Annotated in this window: 11 protein-coding genes and 1 tRNA gene; 4 read left to right on the plus strand and 8 right to left on the minus strand. The window is 63.6% G+C overall.

Annotation, left to right across the window (positions count from 1 at the left end):
- Positions 1–18 precede the first annotated feature (18 nt).
- From cydC to hemA, 7 genes are all read right to left on the minus strand, one after another.
- A complete protein-coding gene (gene cydC / locus IC757_RS07095) occupies positions 19–1,668 on the minus strand; it encodes a thiol reductant ABC exporter subunit CydC (RefSeq protein WP_190976645.1) in 1,650 nt (549 codons plus the stop codon).
- A complete protein-coding gene (gene cydD, locus IC757_RS07100) occupies positions 1,665–3,386 on the minus strand; it encodes a thiol reductant ABC exporter subunit CydD (RefSeq protein WP_190976646.1) in 1,722 nt (573 codons plus the stop codon). The genes cydC and cydD overlap by 4 nt, the downstream gene beginning before the upstream one ends.
- 31 nt (positions 3,387–3,417) lie before the next feature.
- Entirely contained in the window at positions 3,418–4,428 is a 1,011-nt protein-coding gene (cydB, locus tag IC757_RS07105) for a cytochrome d ubiquinol oxidase subunit II (RefSeq protein ID WP_190976647.1), read from the minus strand.
- Between the two features lie 5 nt (positions 4,429–4,433).
- Positions 4,434–5,843 (minus strand): cytochrome ubiquinol oxidase subunit I, encoded by a 1,410-nt coding sequence (locus tag IC757_RS07110; protein WP_190976648.1) that lies wholly within the window; start codon positions 5,841–5,843, stop codon positions 4,434–4,436.
- Positions 5,844–5,939: 96 nt separating this feature from the next.
- On the minus strand, positions 5,940–6,350 hold the full coding sequence (locus tag IC757_RS07115; protein ID WP_190976649.1) for a secondary thiamine-phosphate synthase enzyme YjbQ: 411 nt from the start codon (positions 6,348–6,350) through the stop codon (positions 5,940–5,942).
- Entirely contained in the window at positions 6,350–7,441 is a 1,092-nt protein-coding gene (gene prfA, locus IC757_RS07120; protein ID WP_190976650.1) for a peptide chain release factor 1, read from the minus strand. The genes IC757_RS07115 and prfA overlap by 1 nt, the downstream gene beginning before the upstream one ends.
- A complete protein-coding gene (gene hemA / locus IC757_RS07125) occupies positions 7,438–8,694 on the minus strand; it encodes a glutamyl-tRNA reductase (RefSeq protein ID WP_190976651.1) in 1,257 nt (418 codons plus the stop codon). Before hemA ends, prfA begins: the two co-directional genes overlap by 4 nt.
- Positions 8,695–8,875: 181 nt before the next feature.
- Here hemA and IC757_RS07130 point away from each other — a divergent pair, with 181 nt between their 5' ends.
- The 4 genes from IC757_RS07130 to IC757_RS07145 all read left to right on the plus strand — a co-directional run bounded on the left by IC757_RS07130 (position 8,876) and on the right by IC757_RS07145 (position 12,258).
- Complete coding sequence (locus tag IC757_RS07130; protein WP_190976652.1) at positions 8,876–10,468, plus strand: tetratricopeptide repeat protein; 1,593 nt, start codon at positions 8,876–8,878, stop codon at positions 10,466–10,468.
- Complete coding sequence (gene lolB, locus IC757_RS07135) at positions 10,465–11,109, plus strand: lipoprotein insertase outer membrane protein LolB (RefSeq protein ID WP_190976653.1); 645 nt, start codon at positions 10,465–10,467, stop codon at positions 11,107–11,109. The genes IC757_RS07130 and lolB overlap by 4 nt, the downstream gene beginning before the upstream one ends.
- Before the next feature lie 82 nt (positions 11,110–11,191).
- Positions 11,192–11,268 (plus strand) — tRNA-Gln (locus tag IC757_RS07140).
- Positions 11,269–11,322: 54 nt separating this feature from the next.
- Complete coding sequence (locus IC757_RS07145; RefSeq protein ID WP_190976967.1) at positions 11,323–12,258, plus strand: ribose-phosphate diphosphokinase; 936 nt, start codon at positions 11,323–11,325, stop codon at positions 12,256–12,258.
- Positions 12,259–12,465: 207 nt separating this feature from the next.
- Here IC757_RS07145 and IC757_RS07150 read toward each other — a convergent pair whose 3' ends face one another.
- Positions 12,466–13,848, minus strand: coding sequence for a YfcC family protein (locus IC757_RS07150; protein WP_190976654.1), 1,383 nt, complete (start codon positions 13,846–13,848; stop codon positions 12,466–12,468).
- Positions 13,849–13,924 lie beyond the last annotated feature (76 nt).

The raw sequence follows: 13,924 nt of genomic DNA on the forward strand, positions 1-13,924 counted from the left end.
ATCTACATTCGTGCCGGGTTAATAGCCAAGCACCACGCGTTGGTCGAAACGAGGCAGATTCGCCGGTTCGTGACTGATCATGATGGTGGTGCGACCGGCCAGCCAGTCTTCCAACCCGCCGCGCATGGCCCGGGCGCTGTCCGGATCGAGTCCGGTGGTCGGTTCGTCCAGGATGACGACACGCGGGTCGGTGAGCAGCAGGCGGGCCAGGGCGATGCGGCGCAATTCTCCACCGGAGATATCGGCGCCCCCTTCGCCGATCCAGCTGTCCAGGCCATCGGGTAGATTGTTCAGCAAGGCGAGCAGCCCGGCCTGTTTCAGGACCCCGACGAGCTGATCGTCACTGGCGTCTGGGGCTGCCAGGCGAAGATTGCTTGCCAGCGTGTCGCGAAACACGACCGGGTGCTGCGGCAGGTAACCCATCGCGCGCCGCAGTGCGTCGGGCTCGATTCGTTCGATATCGCAGCCACCGTAGCGCACCTGGCCGGCAGTGGGAGGCAGTTGCCCCATCAGCAAGAGGGCCAGGGTGGTCTTGCCGCCGCCGCTGGGGCCGGTCACTAGTATTCTTTCACCGGGCTCGATGTGCAGGTCCAGTTCCTCGAAAACGGGCGGCAATGAATCGTGATACCGAAAACCCAGGTTGATCGCCGCTATCCCGTGCTCGGCGGGCAGCGGGCGAGTGCCGGCTGGCGCCGGCCGGGCCGCGGCCGGTTCCAGCAAATCACCGGCACGCTTCGCGGCACTGCGGCATGCGGCGAGTCGGCGCCAGGCGGCCGGCAGGGGCTGCCAGGCCTCGGTGAGCGCAAACATGACCAGCACCAGAAGGACCAGCACCGGTGTGGTGATCACACCGCTTGCAGCCAGAGCGAGGCCGGCGACCAGAACGACCCACAGACCACCAAGCCCGACCAAAGTGGTCAGTCCCTGGCCGATGGCATCCAGACGGGCCAGCTTGCGTCCGAGCGCGACCATGCGCGAGTGGTGTTCGCCCAGTTGCCGGCCCCAGTCGCCGGCGCGGTCAAAGGCCTTGAGGACTTCCATCCCTTCCAGTCCCTCGGTGGCGAGCATGCGCTGGTCGGGTTCCATGGCCGAGTGCTTCCGGGTGGCGGCGCGTCCGGCACGGGCAATCAACGCGACCGCGAGCAGGTTCAGCACCAGCACGCCGACGACGACCAGGGCGGCTGGCGTGGCGCCCATGAGCGCGAATCCGCCAGCCACGGCCAGACTCAGCGCCAGGGCGGCGGCAACCGGGCCCAGCACCCCGGTAAACAGGTGGTCGAGCGTGTCGACATCTCTTGTGAGCCGTTCGAGCGTATCGCCTCGCCGCATTTGCCGCAGGGCATATTCGCTCCGGGTCAGCAGATGCCCGAACAGCCTGAGGCGCAGCTCGGCGAGCAGGCGAAAAGTCGCCTCGTGGCTGGCCAGGCGCTCGCCGTAGCGTGCCAGTGTGCGGGTCAGGGCGGCCAGCCGGATGCCGGCTCCGGGGGTGAAGATATCCAGCCCTACAATCAGGCCCGCACCGGCCAGCGCACTGGCCGTGATGAACCAGCCCGACAGCCCGAGCAGGATCGCGGCGGCGATCAGGCTCAGGAGCATGAGCACGACACCCAGCAACAGCCAGCGCCACTGCCGCCTCAAGCCCGGCCCCAGTAGCTGCAGCAGACTCATGTGCCTTGCTCCGCGATCCGACCGTCCGCCAGGCGCAGGGTGCGGTCCGCCCAGTCGACTGCATCCGGATCATGACTGGCACAGACCAGGGTAGCGCCGGTCAATTCGTTGATGCGTTTGAGCGTGTGCCAGATGCCGCTGGCACTTTCCCGGTCAAGACTGGCCGTGGGTTCGTCGAGCAGCAGCAGCGGGCGATGGCGGGTCAACGTGCGTGCCAGTGCCAGCCGTCGCGCCTGGCCTCCCGACAGTCCTTCTCCGTCCTGGGTGATCGGCGTGTCCAGCCCGAGCGGGAGGCGGCCGCAGAGGTCGGCCAGGCCGGCCAGTTCGAGTGCCTGCCACAACTGGTCGCTGTCGGCGTCGGGATCGCCCAGGCGCAGGTTGTCGGCCAGACTGGCGTTGAGCAGGCCGTTTTGCTGGCCCATCCAGCCGCGCAGGCAGGCCAGGTCGCTGCCGGCGATGCGTTGCAGGGGCATGTCCCCGAGTCGAATGCGGCCCTGGCCGGGCTCGACGAAGCCGGCCATCAACTTGAGCAGGGTGGACTTGCCGCAACCGCTGGGCCCGGCGATCACCACGCGCTGGCCGGCGTCGATCGTCACGTCGATTCCCTCGAGCACCGGGCCACGTCCCGGCCATGTCATGCCAAGCCCGCGGATGTCGACACCGATGGCCCTTCCGGTATCGACGGTCACCGGGTCGGCCGGTTCCGTGCGCGCCGGGGAGGTGGCCAGCACCTCACGGATGGCATCGGCCGCGGCCAGGGCCCCGGCGCGGTCATGCCAGAACTGGGACAACTGCCGCAGGGGCAGAAAGAACTCGGGCGCCAGCAGAAGAATGAACAGCCCGGCCTTGAGGTCCAGGGCCGGTGCCGGCCCGAACTCGATGTATCCGAGCAGGCCGAGGCCGATGTAGATGGCCACTGCCGCGATGGCCACCGCCGAAAAGAATTCCAGTACCGCGGTCGACAGAAACGCCACGCGCAGTACCGACATGGTGCGACCCCTGAAATCCTCGATCAGCGCACCGATTCGCGCGCTTTCCCGGCGCTCGGCGCCCAGCCGGCGGATCAGGTCCATCCCCCTGAGTCGATCGAGAAAGACGCCGCCCAGGCGTGCCAGCGCGTCATGCTGTCGGCGACTGAGCGCCTCGGTGCCCATGCCGATCAGGACCATGAACAGTGGAATGAGAGGCGCGGCCAGAGCCAGGAACAGTCCGGCCAGCCAGTCCTGCAGGACAACTGCGGCCAGGATGGCCGGGATGAGCACGACGACCAGCATCAACTGGGGCAGGTAGCGGGCGTAGTAGGGGTCGAGTGCGTCGACCCGCTCGATCAGCGTCGTGGCCAGGGCGCCGGTGCCGTGCCGGCTGCGCAGCACGGGGCCGGCTTCGATCATGTGGGCGAACAGCCGCGGCACCATCTGAGAGCGCACCCTGGCCGAAGCGCCCGCCGCAACCAGCCCGCGCAGTGTTTCGGCCACGGCTCGCAGCACCAGGATGCCGGCCAGCAACCACAGCGATGGCCATAACGAGGCCGGCGTTGCACCGTCGAGGGCGACACGGTGGACGATATCGGCCAGCCACCAGGCCTGGGCAATGACGATGGCGGCCTGAACAATCGCCAGCACCGTCATGGCGGGCTGCAACCAGGCCGGCGCCTGCTGTTTCAGCCAGCCTCCGGCGCCGGCATTGCGGCGCTCGCGCTCGCTCGCGCCGCTGCTCACGGCATGCTGATCGTTTGGCACGGGGAGCGGTTCAGTGACCTGCGTAGCCCTCGTCGGCGTTGACCTTGCCGCGGAACACCCAGTAGGTCCAGGCGGTGTAGCCGAGAATGATCGGAATCAGGAACAACACGCCCAGCAGCAGGAACAACTGGCTGCCGGGATCGGAGGCGGCGTCCCAGAAAGTGTGCTCGGGCGGCACCGCGTAGGGCCACATCGAAATCAGCAGGCCGATGTAGAACAGGGCGAACAGCGTCATCGAGCCGATGAACGGCGCGGCATCCGAGCGCTTCCTGAGCTTGTTGAAGATCCAGGCTGCCGTCAGTACGGTCAGCAGCGGGAAGATCCACAGCGCGGTGACATGATCGAACCAACGTTCCCGGACATGCTCACTGGCCAGCGGCGTCCAGATGCTGACGATGACAAAGAACGCCATCACCGCGGCCAGCAGCTTCGGTGCAATGCGATAGGCCCAGTCGCGCGTGCTGCCTTCGGTTTTCAGGATCGTCCAGGTAATGCCGAGCAGGGCATAGCCGGCGACGACGCCCAGGCCGGTCATCAGGGTGAATGGTGTCAGCCAGTCCAGCGGGCCACCGACATAGGAAAATCCTTCGACTTCGAAGCCCTGGATGTAGGTGCCGGCGACCGCGCCCTGGGCGAAGGCGGCGACCGTTGAGCCGCCAAAGAAAGAGCGATCCCACCAGTGGCGGCTTTCCGATCCGGACTTGAAGCGAAACTCGAAGGCCACGCCGCGAAAGATCAGTCCGGCCAGCAACAGGAACACGCCGATGTAGAGCGCGGGCAGGAACACGGCATAGACCATCGGGAAGGCGGCCAGCAGGCCGGCCCCGCCCAGGATCAGCCAGGTCTCGTTGCCGTCCCAGACCGGCGCGACCGATTGCATCATCTCGTCGCGGGCGCGATCGTCGGGTGCGAACGGAAAGAGGATGCCGACACCGAGATCGAAGCCGTCCATGAGGACGTACATGAACACGCCGATGCCGATGATGACAATCCAGATCAGGGTCAGATCAATCAGTTCCATGGCTATCAGCTCCTTGCCTTGGCAGCTTCGTCTTCCAGCCCGGACGAAACGGCCGACCAGGGCCGCTTGGGTCGGGCAGATTCGTCACTTGATGCATCTTCAACCGGATCCGGCCCGGCTAGGATCACGCGTCTGAGATAGTACAGCCCGGCGGCGAAAACCACGGCATAGACGGCGATGTAGCCGATCAGGGTCACAAGCACCATGCCACCGGTAATCGAAGGAGTAATGCCTTCGCTCAGACGCATCATGTCCTGAATCAACCAGGGTTGCCGGCCGACCTCGGTCACGAACCAGCCTGCGAGCACGGCCACGAACGGCAGGGGGATCATCCAGGTCAGTGCCTTGAGCAGCCTGGGTGATGCTTCCAGTTTGCCGCGCCAGAGCTGCCAGGCCGAGGCCAGTGAGATGACAATGAAGATGAGGCCGATGCCGACCATGATGCGGAAGCTCCAGAAGACGATGCCGACCGGCGGGCGATCTTCGGCGGGCACGGAAGTCAGCCCCGTGACTTCACCATCGAGACTGTGGGTCAGGATCAGGCTGCCCAGCTTCGGAATGGCAATTTCGAGGTGATTGGTCTCGTTGCGTGAGTCGGGAATGGCAAACAGGATCAGCGGGGCGCCTTCCTGGGTCTCCCAGTGCCCTTCCATCGCCGCGACCTTGATGGGCTGTTCCTCGAAGGTATTGAGTCCATGCAGGTCGCCGACCACAAGTTGCAGCGGCGTGGCGATGGCGAGCATCACGATGCTCATTTTCAGCGCCTTGCGGCTGGTCTCGGGGTTGCGCTCTTTCAGCAGATACCAGGCGCTGACCCCGGCGACCACGAAACCGCCGGTAATGAACGACGCCAGTGCCATGTGAGCAAAGCGATAGGGCAGTGACGAATTGAAGATGGCCTGTGTCCAGGAAGTGACCTGGATGATGCCATCATTGAACTCCACGCCGGCCGGGGTGTGCATCCAGCTGTTGGCCGAAAGGATCCAGAACGAGGAAATGAACGTCCCCAGCGCGACCATGCAGGCCGAGAACAGGTGGGCGCCTCTGGGTACCTTGTCACGCCCGAATAGCAGGACGCCGAGGAAGGTGGCTTCCAGGAAGAAGGCCGTGACCACCTCGTAACTGAGGATGGGCCCCAGGAAATTGGCCGATGAATAGGAGAAAGTGCTCCAGTTGGTGCCGAACTGAAAGGCCATGACAATGCCCGAGACCACGCCCATGCCGAACACCAGCGCGAACACCTTGGTCCAGAACTTCGACAGCTTTTCCCAGACCGGGTTGTCGGTGCGGTAGTAAAGGGCTTCGAGGACAGCGATGTAGGCCGCAAGGCCAATGGTGAAGACCGGAAAGATGGCGTGAAAGGAAACGACAAAGGCAAACTGGATGCGCGACAGCAGGAGTGGGTCCAGTTCCATGTTCGGCAACCTCCGGGGGGCGAAGTGGAGGTTATATCATATCAGTCTAATTTGCCTATAAAGTGTGATCGTCATCGAAGTTGTCTATCGGATTGATTACCCCTGCAATGTAATGACAACCTTCCGATGATGCGGGCGATGGCGGTGTTCCCATAGAAAAATGCCCTGCCAGGTACCCAGTGCCAGGCGGCCGTCGCTGATCGGGATGGTCAGGTCGGTGTGGGTGAGCAGGGCGCGTACGTGGGCCGGCATGTCGTCGGGGCCCTCGGCCGTGTGCACGTAGCGCGGATCGCCGTCGGGCACCAGGTCGCCGAGAAAGGTTTCCAGGTCGCGCTGCACGTCCGGGTCGGCGTTCTCGTTGATCATCAGCGAGGCCGAGGTGTGACGGATGAAGAGATGGCAAAGGCCCTGTTGCACGTGACTTTCGGCGACGAAAGCGGCTACCTGACCGGTAATCTCGGTCAGGTTGCGACCAGGGGTGGAGATGCTCAGCGTGGTTTGTTTCATCAGTGAGCCTGGCGGGTCATTTCATCGAGAAGTTCGGCCTGGTGGGCCTCGATCAGCGGGTCGATGACCTCGTCGAGCGAGCCTTGCAGGATATTGTCCAGATCGTAGAGGGTCAGGCCGATACGGTGATCGGTGACCCGGCCCTGGGGGAAATTATAGGTCCGGATGCGCTCTGAGCGATCACCCGATCCGACCTGCAGCTTTCGTTCGGCGGCACGCTCGGAGCGCTGTTGTTCGACCTGCGCCTCCAGCAGCCGGGCACTGAGCAGGCTCATCGCCCGGGCCTTGTTCTTGTGTTGCGAGCGTTCGTCTTGGCATTCGACCACGATGCCGGTCGGCAGATGAGTGATACGTATGGCCGAATCGGTTGTATTCACGTGCTGCCCGCCCGCGCCTGACGAGCGGTAGGTGTCGATGCGCAGGTCATTGGCATCGATGTCGACATGATCGACCTCGTCGATCTCGGGAAGAATCGCCACGGTACACGCCGAGGTATGGATTCTGCCCTGGGATTCCGTGGCCGGAATGCGCTGCACGCGGTGCGTGCCGGATTCGAACTTGAGGCGGGAGTAGGCACCTTGTCCGATGATGCGCGCGATGACCTCGCGGTAGCCACCGGCCTCGCTGTCCTGAGCCGACATGATCTCCACTTTCCAGCCGCGTCGCTCGGCATAGCGGCTGTACATTCTCAGCAAGTCTCCGGCAAACAGGCCTGCTTCCTGGCCTCCGGTGCCGGCCCGGACTTCCAGGAAGATGTTGCGTTCGTCGTTGGGGTCTCGGGGCAGTAGCAGCGTTTGCAGGCGTCGTGACATGTCTTCCTGCTGCTCTTCTGCCACACGAATTTCCTCTTCGGCCATCTGCCGCATGTCGCGGTCGGACTCATCCAGAAGCTGGCCGGCCTCCGTGGCGGCCTGCTCGGTGTCCTGATACTGCTGCCAGAGACGGATGACGGGGTCGAGCTCCCCATACTCGCGTGATAGTTGCTCAAATTTCCGACGGTCGTTGATGATATCCGGTGAGGCCAGCAATTGCTCCAGCTCCTCGAAGCGTTCGCGGGCCTGTTGAAGTCGCTCTCGAATGCCGGGATTCATGATTCGTCGTCCAGAAAGTAGTAGCGGGCGGCGTTGAGCAGATCCTCGTCGGCACTTTCGGCGGCCTGACGCAGGCGGATGCTGGGTTCGTGCAACAGCCGGTTGACCAGTCGATGACCAAAGCGTTGCAGCACCGCCTCGGGATCTCGACCATGCTCCAGGTCGGCTCGGGCCTGGTGCAACAGTTCATCACGCTGCAACTGGGCGCGCTGGCGCAGGCTCTTGAGCGTCTGGTTGGTGTTCTGCAGCCGCAACCAGCGTTCGAATGCGGTGACCTCGGCCTCGACAATGGCGGTGGCCTGTTGCAGGGCCTTGAGTCGTTCCTGCTGGGCAGATTCGACGATGGCGCGAAGATCATCGATGGTGTAGAGAAACAGGTCGTCGAGTTTGCCACTGGTCGGCTCGATGTTGCGCGGCACCGACAGGTCCAGGGCAAAGACGGGGCGGTGGCGGCGTCGCGTCAGCGCATCCTTGAACATCGAGTGGGTCAGGATGGCGGTGGGGCTGGCGGTGCAGGCGATGACCAGGTCGTGCTCGACGAGCAGTTCGGGCAGGGCGTCCAGTGTTCTTGCGTGGGCATTGAATCGCCCGGCCAGTGCCTGGGCCCGCTCTTCACTGCGATTGGCGATCGTGAGCTGGCCGATACCCGAATCATGGTAGTGGGTGGCGCAGTCCTCGATCATTTCGCCGGCGCCGATCAGCAGGGCATTGAGTTTGTCCAGCGAACCAAAGATCTGCCGTGCCAGTCGAAGTGAGGCAAAGGGCAGGGTGACCGGGTTGCGTCCGATGCCGGTTTCGGAGCGTACCCGCTTGGCCGCGGAGAAGGCGTGCTGGAACATGCGGTCCAGGCGCGAGTCCAGCGTGCCGGCTTCGTGGGCGCCTTGCCAGGCCTGCTTGGCCTGTCCGGCGACCTGCGGCTCACCGATGACCATGGAGTCCATTCCGGAGATTACCTTGATCAGGTGGTAGGTGCAGGCCGAATGCTCCAGGGAGTACAGGTGTTCCTGGACCTGGCCGGGTCTGAGCCGATGCCAGTCATGCAACCATTCGCTGACTGGCCGCGTGATAGGCTGTTGCGCCGAAATGTACAATTCCGTCCGGTTGCAGGTACTGAGAATACTGCAGCCGTCGATGCCGGGAACCGCAGCCAGTGACGCCAGCGACTCGGGCAGCGATTCGGCGGCAAACGCCAGCTGTTCCCGAATGCTGATCGGGGCGGTTTGATGGCTGATTCCCAGCGCAAATAAAGACATGCGAGACTAGCTGATGGACAAACGTTCCATTTTCCTACCGGCCGCGCTTCAGTGCAAGCTATTGGCGGCGACCGCCCTGATATTCCTATGTGCGGGCTGCGCCACCGTGCCTCAAGACAATGATGAGCCGCCGACCGATGAGGCGCACCGAGAACCGGCCCCAATCGCACCCGAATCTGACTTGGAGGAAGCCGATCCGGAGGTGCAGTTTCATGTCATGGCCGCCGAGCGCCTGGCTCGCATCGGTGAGTACCGGGATGCCCTGGAGCAGTACCTGGAAGCGGCCAGGCTGACCGAGGACGAGGAAATGGCACAGCAGGTGGCCCGGCTGGCCGCCCGCATGGGTGAGTGGGAAATGGCCCTGGCCGGCAGCGAGCGCTGGCTGGAGCTTGACCCCGACAGCCTCGATGCCCGTCAGATCCGCATTCTGGCCTGGCTCAACACCGGGCATGTCGAAGAGGCCGAAGCCGGCCTGAGAACCTTGCTGAGCGACCATGAAGACAGGCGTGAGGGCTGGCGCAGGGCCACCGTGCTGCTCTCGGCCACTGAAAGCGAGGCGTTGGCACTCGATGTCATGGACCGGCTGATTGCCGACAGCGACGATGCGGAGTCGGTCGATGTCCTGCACAGCCAGAGTGTTCTGTTGTGGCAGCTGGGGGATACCGAGCGCGCGCTGGAATTGGCACAGAAGGCCACCGAGGGCAATGGCGAGCGCCGGCATCACGTCTGGGTGGCGCAGCTGGCCGCCGAGCTGGAGGACCTGGAGCTGGCGTTGCAGTCTTACCGCGAGGCCAGAGAGGGTGCACCCGACGATGTGTCTCTTGCCCTGGCCGAGGCCGAAGTCCTGCGTCAGCTCGAACGCAGCGAGGAAGCGCTCGTGATGCTCGAAGACATGCCGGCCGACGGAGAGATTCTCTACACCCGCGGCCTGTACCTGGCCTACCTGGACAAGAATGACGCGGCCAAGGCCGAGTGGCAGCGGCTGGCCGCCATCGACGATCCGGCCGAACCCTATCGGCATGCCTTTCTGACCGGTCGACTCGCCGAGATGCTGGAGCTCGATGAGGAAGCGCTGGAGTGGTACGGCAGGGTTGATGGCGGCCCGGCTCAAGAGCGTGCCCGTCTGCGTCGGGGCGTGGTCAAGGCGCGAGTTGGTGACTTGCCAGCCGCCCGGGCGTTGTTTGCCGAGGTTCGTCAGTCCGATGACCATGACATGGCCGAACAGGCCTGGCTGGTCGAGGCCGAGTTTCTGCGCAAGGCCGAAGACTACGAGGAAGCCATCAATGTGCTGGGCCAGGCATTGCGCGAAACTCCCAACCATATCGAGATGCTGTACGCGCGCGGCCTGATGGCGGTTTATGCCGACGATCTCGAATTGGCCGAGCAGGATTTTCGGCGCATCATTCAGATCGATGGTGACAATGCCATGGCGCTCAATGCGCTGGGTTACACACTCACCGACCGCACCGACCGTCACCAGGAAGCGTTGCGCCTGATCCGCCGGGCGCTGGAGCTCGAGCCTGATGAGCCGGCTATCCTAGATTCAATGGGGTGGGTGTATTTCCGACTGGATCAGCCCCAACGCGCTTTGCCCTACCTGGAGCGCGCCTTCGAGGGGGAAGACAACCCTGAAATCGCGGCCCACCTGATCGAGGTGCTGTGGACGCTTGATCGCACCGACGAAGCACTCGAGCTGCGCGACCGGGCCATCGATGAATGGCCCGATGACAATTATCTGGTCGATACGCTCAAGCGGCTGGAGCTGATGCCGTGACAGCAGGTCGCTGGGGCCAACGAATGTTGCTGCTGCTGGCCGTTGCCGCTCTGGTGTCGGCCTGTGCCGTACGCGAGCAGCGACCGGCCGGCACCTGGATGGAAGAGCGCGCCGCCTGGTTCGACGAGCATCCGGTCTGGTCGGTCAGCGGACGTGCCGCGATCCGGGACGGTCAGCGTGGCGGACAGATTTCCTTTGAATGGCAGGCCGAGGGTGAGCGCCATCGCGTGCATCTGCGAACCGTTACCGGTGGCCGACAGTGGCTGCTGCAATTCGAACCCGGGCATGCCGAGCTGGAAGGAACCGATGTGAGGTATCTGGTCGGCCCCGATCCCAACGCCCTGGTCGAGTCGGCCGTGGGCTGGAGGATTCCGGTGGTTGAACTGTCGGACTGGATCCGCGGACTGGTCAGTGAGGAGCTGGGCGAGGTTCGCTTTGCTCACGATGGCACCCTGGAGCGGGTGCGATTCGAGCCCTGGGATCTGTCCTACCAGCACTTCGTGGAGATCGAAGGCCGCCTGATGCCGGCTCGACTCGAGGCCGAAAGCCCGCCCTACCGGGTGCGGCTGGTACTGCGAGACTGGAAACTGAAGTCGCGCGAGGACATTGAGCCGGGGTTTTCCGCTTCGGTCTGGCACTGAAGCCCAAAATCGTTATAATTACCGCCCCGGGCGCGCCGGTGCCGGACGCACTGACGCAACTCAGGCCCGACCGATTTACTGCAGGGACGTCGCCAAGTTGGTTAAGGCACGGGGTTTTGATCCCCGCATTCGCAGGTTCGAGTCCTGCCGTCCCTGCCATTTTCTTGCCACGTCCAGATCACAACGGGTGCGCTCTTGTCTCATTCCTCGCTGATGGTTTTTACCGGGAATGCCAACCCGGATCTTGCCCAGTCCATTGCCGAAAATCTCGGTGTACCCATGGGCCGAGCCAACGTCGGTCGCTTCAGCGACGGCGAAGTCATGGTCGAGATCATGGAGAATGTCCGCGGTCGCGACGTCTACCTGATCCAGCCCACCTGTCAGCCAGCGTCTGAGAACTTCATGGAACTGCTGGTGATGATCGACGCCCTGGCACGCGCCTCCGCGGCCCGCATCACGGCCATCATCCCGTATTTCGGCTATGCCCGTCAGGACCGTCGTCCGCGCTCCTCGCGCGTACCGATCACTGCCAAGGTCGCCGCCCGCATGATCAGTGTGGCCGGAACCGACCGTGTCGTCACCGTGGACCTGCATGCCGACCAGATCCAGGGCTTTTTCGATGTGCCGGTCGACAATGTCTATGCCTCGCCCCTGACCCTGGCCGATATCTGGAAACACTACACCTCCGACGAGATTGTCGTGGTCTCACCCGATGTCGGCGGCGTGGTTCGTGCCCGGGCCATTGCCAAGCGGCTCGATGCCGAACTGGCCATCATCGACAAGCGCCGTCCGCGCGCCAACGAGGCGACAGTCATGAACCTGATCGGTGATGTGGATGACAAGATCTGCGTACTGGTCGACGACATGATCGACACGGCCGGCACCTTGTGTTCGGCTGCCGGTGCACTGAAAGAAAAGGGTGCCCGCAAGGTCGTGGCCTACTGCGTCCACCCGATTCTCTCCGGACGGGCCATCGACAACATCACCAACTCGCGCATCGACGAGATCGTGGTCACCGACACCATCCCGCTAAGCCCCGAAGCCCGCGACTGCGGCCGCATCCGTCAACTGTCGGTCGCCCAGATGCTGGCCGAAACCATCCGCCGCATGGCGGAAGGGGAGTCGGTGAGTTCGCTCTACGTCGACTGAAGAGGGTGAGTGTTAAGTGTTAAGTGTTAAGTGTGAAGGGGCGGGCGTAACGGGGCGTCGTGGGGGGACACGAAGCCAGTTGCCATCCGGGTCAGGTTGGGAAATGGGTGTTATGTGTTATGAGAAAGGCAACGCCCATTGATGCACACCCTTGCCACTTAACACCTAACACCTAACACTTCCCACTTCCCACTTCACACTACCCGCTCAGGCGTACCCCACCCAAACCGCCACTATCAACGCCAGCGCACCCACCGCGAACAGTTTCACGATCAACGGAAACATGAAGCGGAACCAGCGATCGTAGGGGATGCCGGCCAGGCCGATGATGCCCATCAGCACCGGGTTGGTCGGCACGATCATGTTCATGAAGCCGTCGCCGAACTGGAAGGCCAGCACCGAGACCTGGCGAGTCACACCCACCAGGTCGCCGATCGGCGCCATCAGCGGCATGGTCACGAAGGCCTGGCCGCTGCCAGAGGGTATGAACAGGTTGAGCACGCTCTGAATGAACAGCATGCCCACGGCCGACAACTCCGCCGGCACCATGGACAGGGGGGTGGCCAGGGCATTGACGATGGTGTGCAGCACCAGGCCGTCTTCGAGTAGCAGGGCAATGGAGCGGGCAAAGCCGATCAGGATGGCCGTGCCGGCCAGTTCGGCCGCACCTCGGGTGAATGAGTCCGCGATGCCGTCGAGCCGGAGGCCGCCCAGTAGTCCGGCGACGATGGCCAGGACCAGGAATACGGCCCCCAGTTCCCTTAGGTACCAACCGTGCATGGCAATACCGATGACCAGGGCCACCAGAGCACCCAGCGTGGCCAGCAGCACCAGTTGGCGGCGGCCGTCGAGTGGCGGCTGTTCGGTCGGTTGCGGCGGCTGGGCGGATGGTACGTCGGCGACCAGGCTGCTGGACGGGTCGGTTTGCACCCGGCGCGCGTAGCGCCAGACATGGTGAAAGCCGACGGCGAAGAAGGGCACCCATAACAGGAACCGGTACCACATGCCTGAACCGGGCTGCAGCTCGGCCACCTCCTGGGCCACCAGCAGGGTGAACGGGTTGATCACGGCTACGCCATAGCCGATGCCATAGCCGACCACCATGATGCCGATGGCAGTCACCGTGTCCATGCGCATGGCGACGCAAAGGGCAATCAATATGGCAGCGAAGGGGATGTATTCCTCCGCCATGCCCAGCGTGGCCGAGGCGATGCCGAAGGCGAGCATGCCGACCAGGATGAGTGCAGCGGGTAGGTTGCCGAAACGCTTGATGATGCGGGCGAGTAGGGCGTCGATGGCGCCGGTCTGGCGAACCACGGCCAGCGCACCACCAATGATGAGCACAAAGAAGATGATGCCCTGGGCATCGGCCAGTGCCCGCGGCACCACCGTGAAAAGAGACCAGGGCGACAAGGTGGGCGCGTCTTCTTCCATGGTTTCGAACGTGCCCGGAACAACCACTTCGTGACCCGCCTCGTTGACTTCAGTATCGAAGCTGCCGGCTGGCAGGATCCAGGTCAGCACCAACGCCACGATCATCATGGCAAACATCAGCACCAGCGTATGCGGAACCCTGAAAGGCTTTGACATGTGGCTTGATCTCCCTCGAAACCCGATTGTGTTGGAGTCTGGCAGAAGGCGAGATTGTGGCAGAAGGCGAGTCGAA

It is taken from the genome of Wenzhouxiangella sp. AB-CW3 (genome assembly GCF_014725735.1).
In the GTDB taxonomy this organism is placed as follows: Bacteria; Pseudomonadota; Gammaproteobacteria; order Xanthomonadales; family Wenzhouxiangellaceae; genus Wenzhouxiangella.

Excerpts from the sequence above, each read along its gene's own strand:
- cydB (WP_190976647.1), bottom strand. The coding sequence starts at position 4,428 with ATGGAACTGATTGATCTGACCCTGATCTGGATTGTCATCATCGGCATC.
- IC757_RS07115 (WP_190976649.1), bottom strand. The coding sequence starts at position 6,350 with ATGAAACAAACCACGCTGAGCATCTCCACCCCTGGTCGCAACCTGACC.
- IC757_RS07110 (WP_190976648.1), bottom strand. The coding sequence starts at position 5,843 with ATGGAACTGGACCCACTCCTGCTGTCGCGCATCCAGTTTGCCTTTGTC.
- prfA (WP_190976650.1), bottom strand. The coding sequence starts at position 7,441 with ATGAATCCCGGCATTCGAGAGCGACTTCAACAGGCCCGCGAACGCTTC.
- hemA (WP_190976651.1), bottom strand. The coding sequence starts at position 8,694 with ATGTCTTTATTTGCGCTGGGAATCAGCCATCAAACCGCCCCGATCAGC.
- IC757_RS07145 (WP_190976967.1), top strand. The coding sequence starts at position 11,323 with ATGGTTTTTACCGGGAATGCCAACCCGGATCTTGCCCAGTCCATTGCC.
- IC757_RS07150 (WP_190976654.1), bottom strand. The coding sequence starts at position 13,848 with ATGTCAAAGCCTTTCAGGGTTCCGCATACGCTGGTGCTGATGTTTGCC.
- cydC (WP_190976645.1), bottom strand. The coding sequence starts at position 1,668 with ATGAGTCTGCTGCAGCTACTGGGGCCGGGCTTGAGGCGGCAGTGGCGC.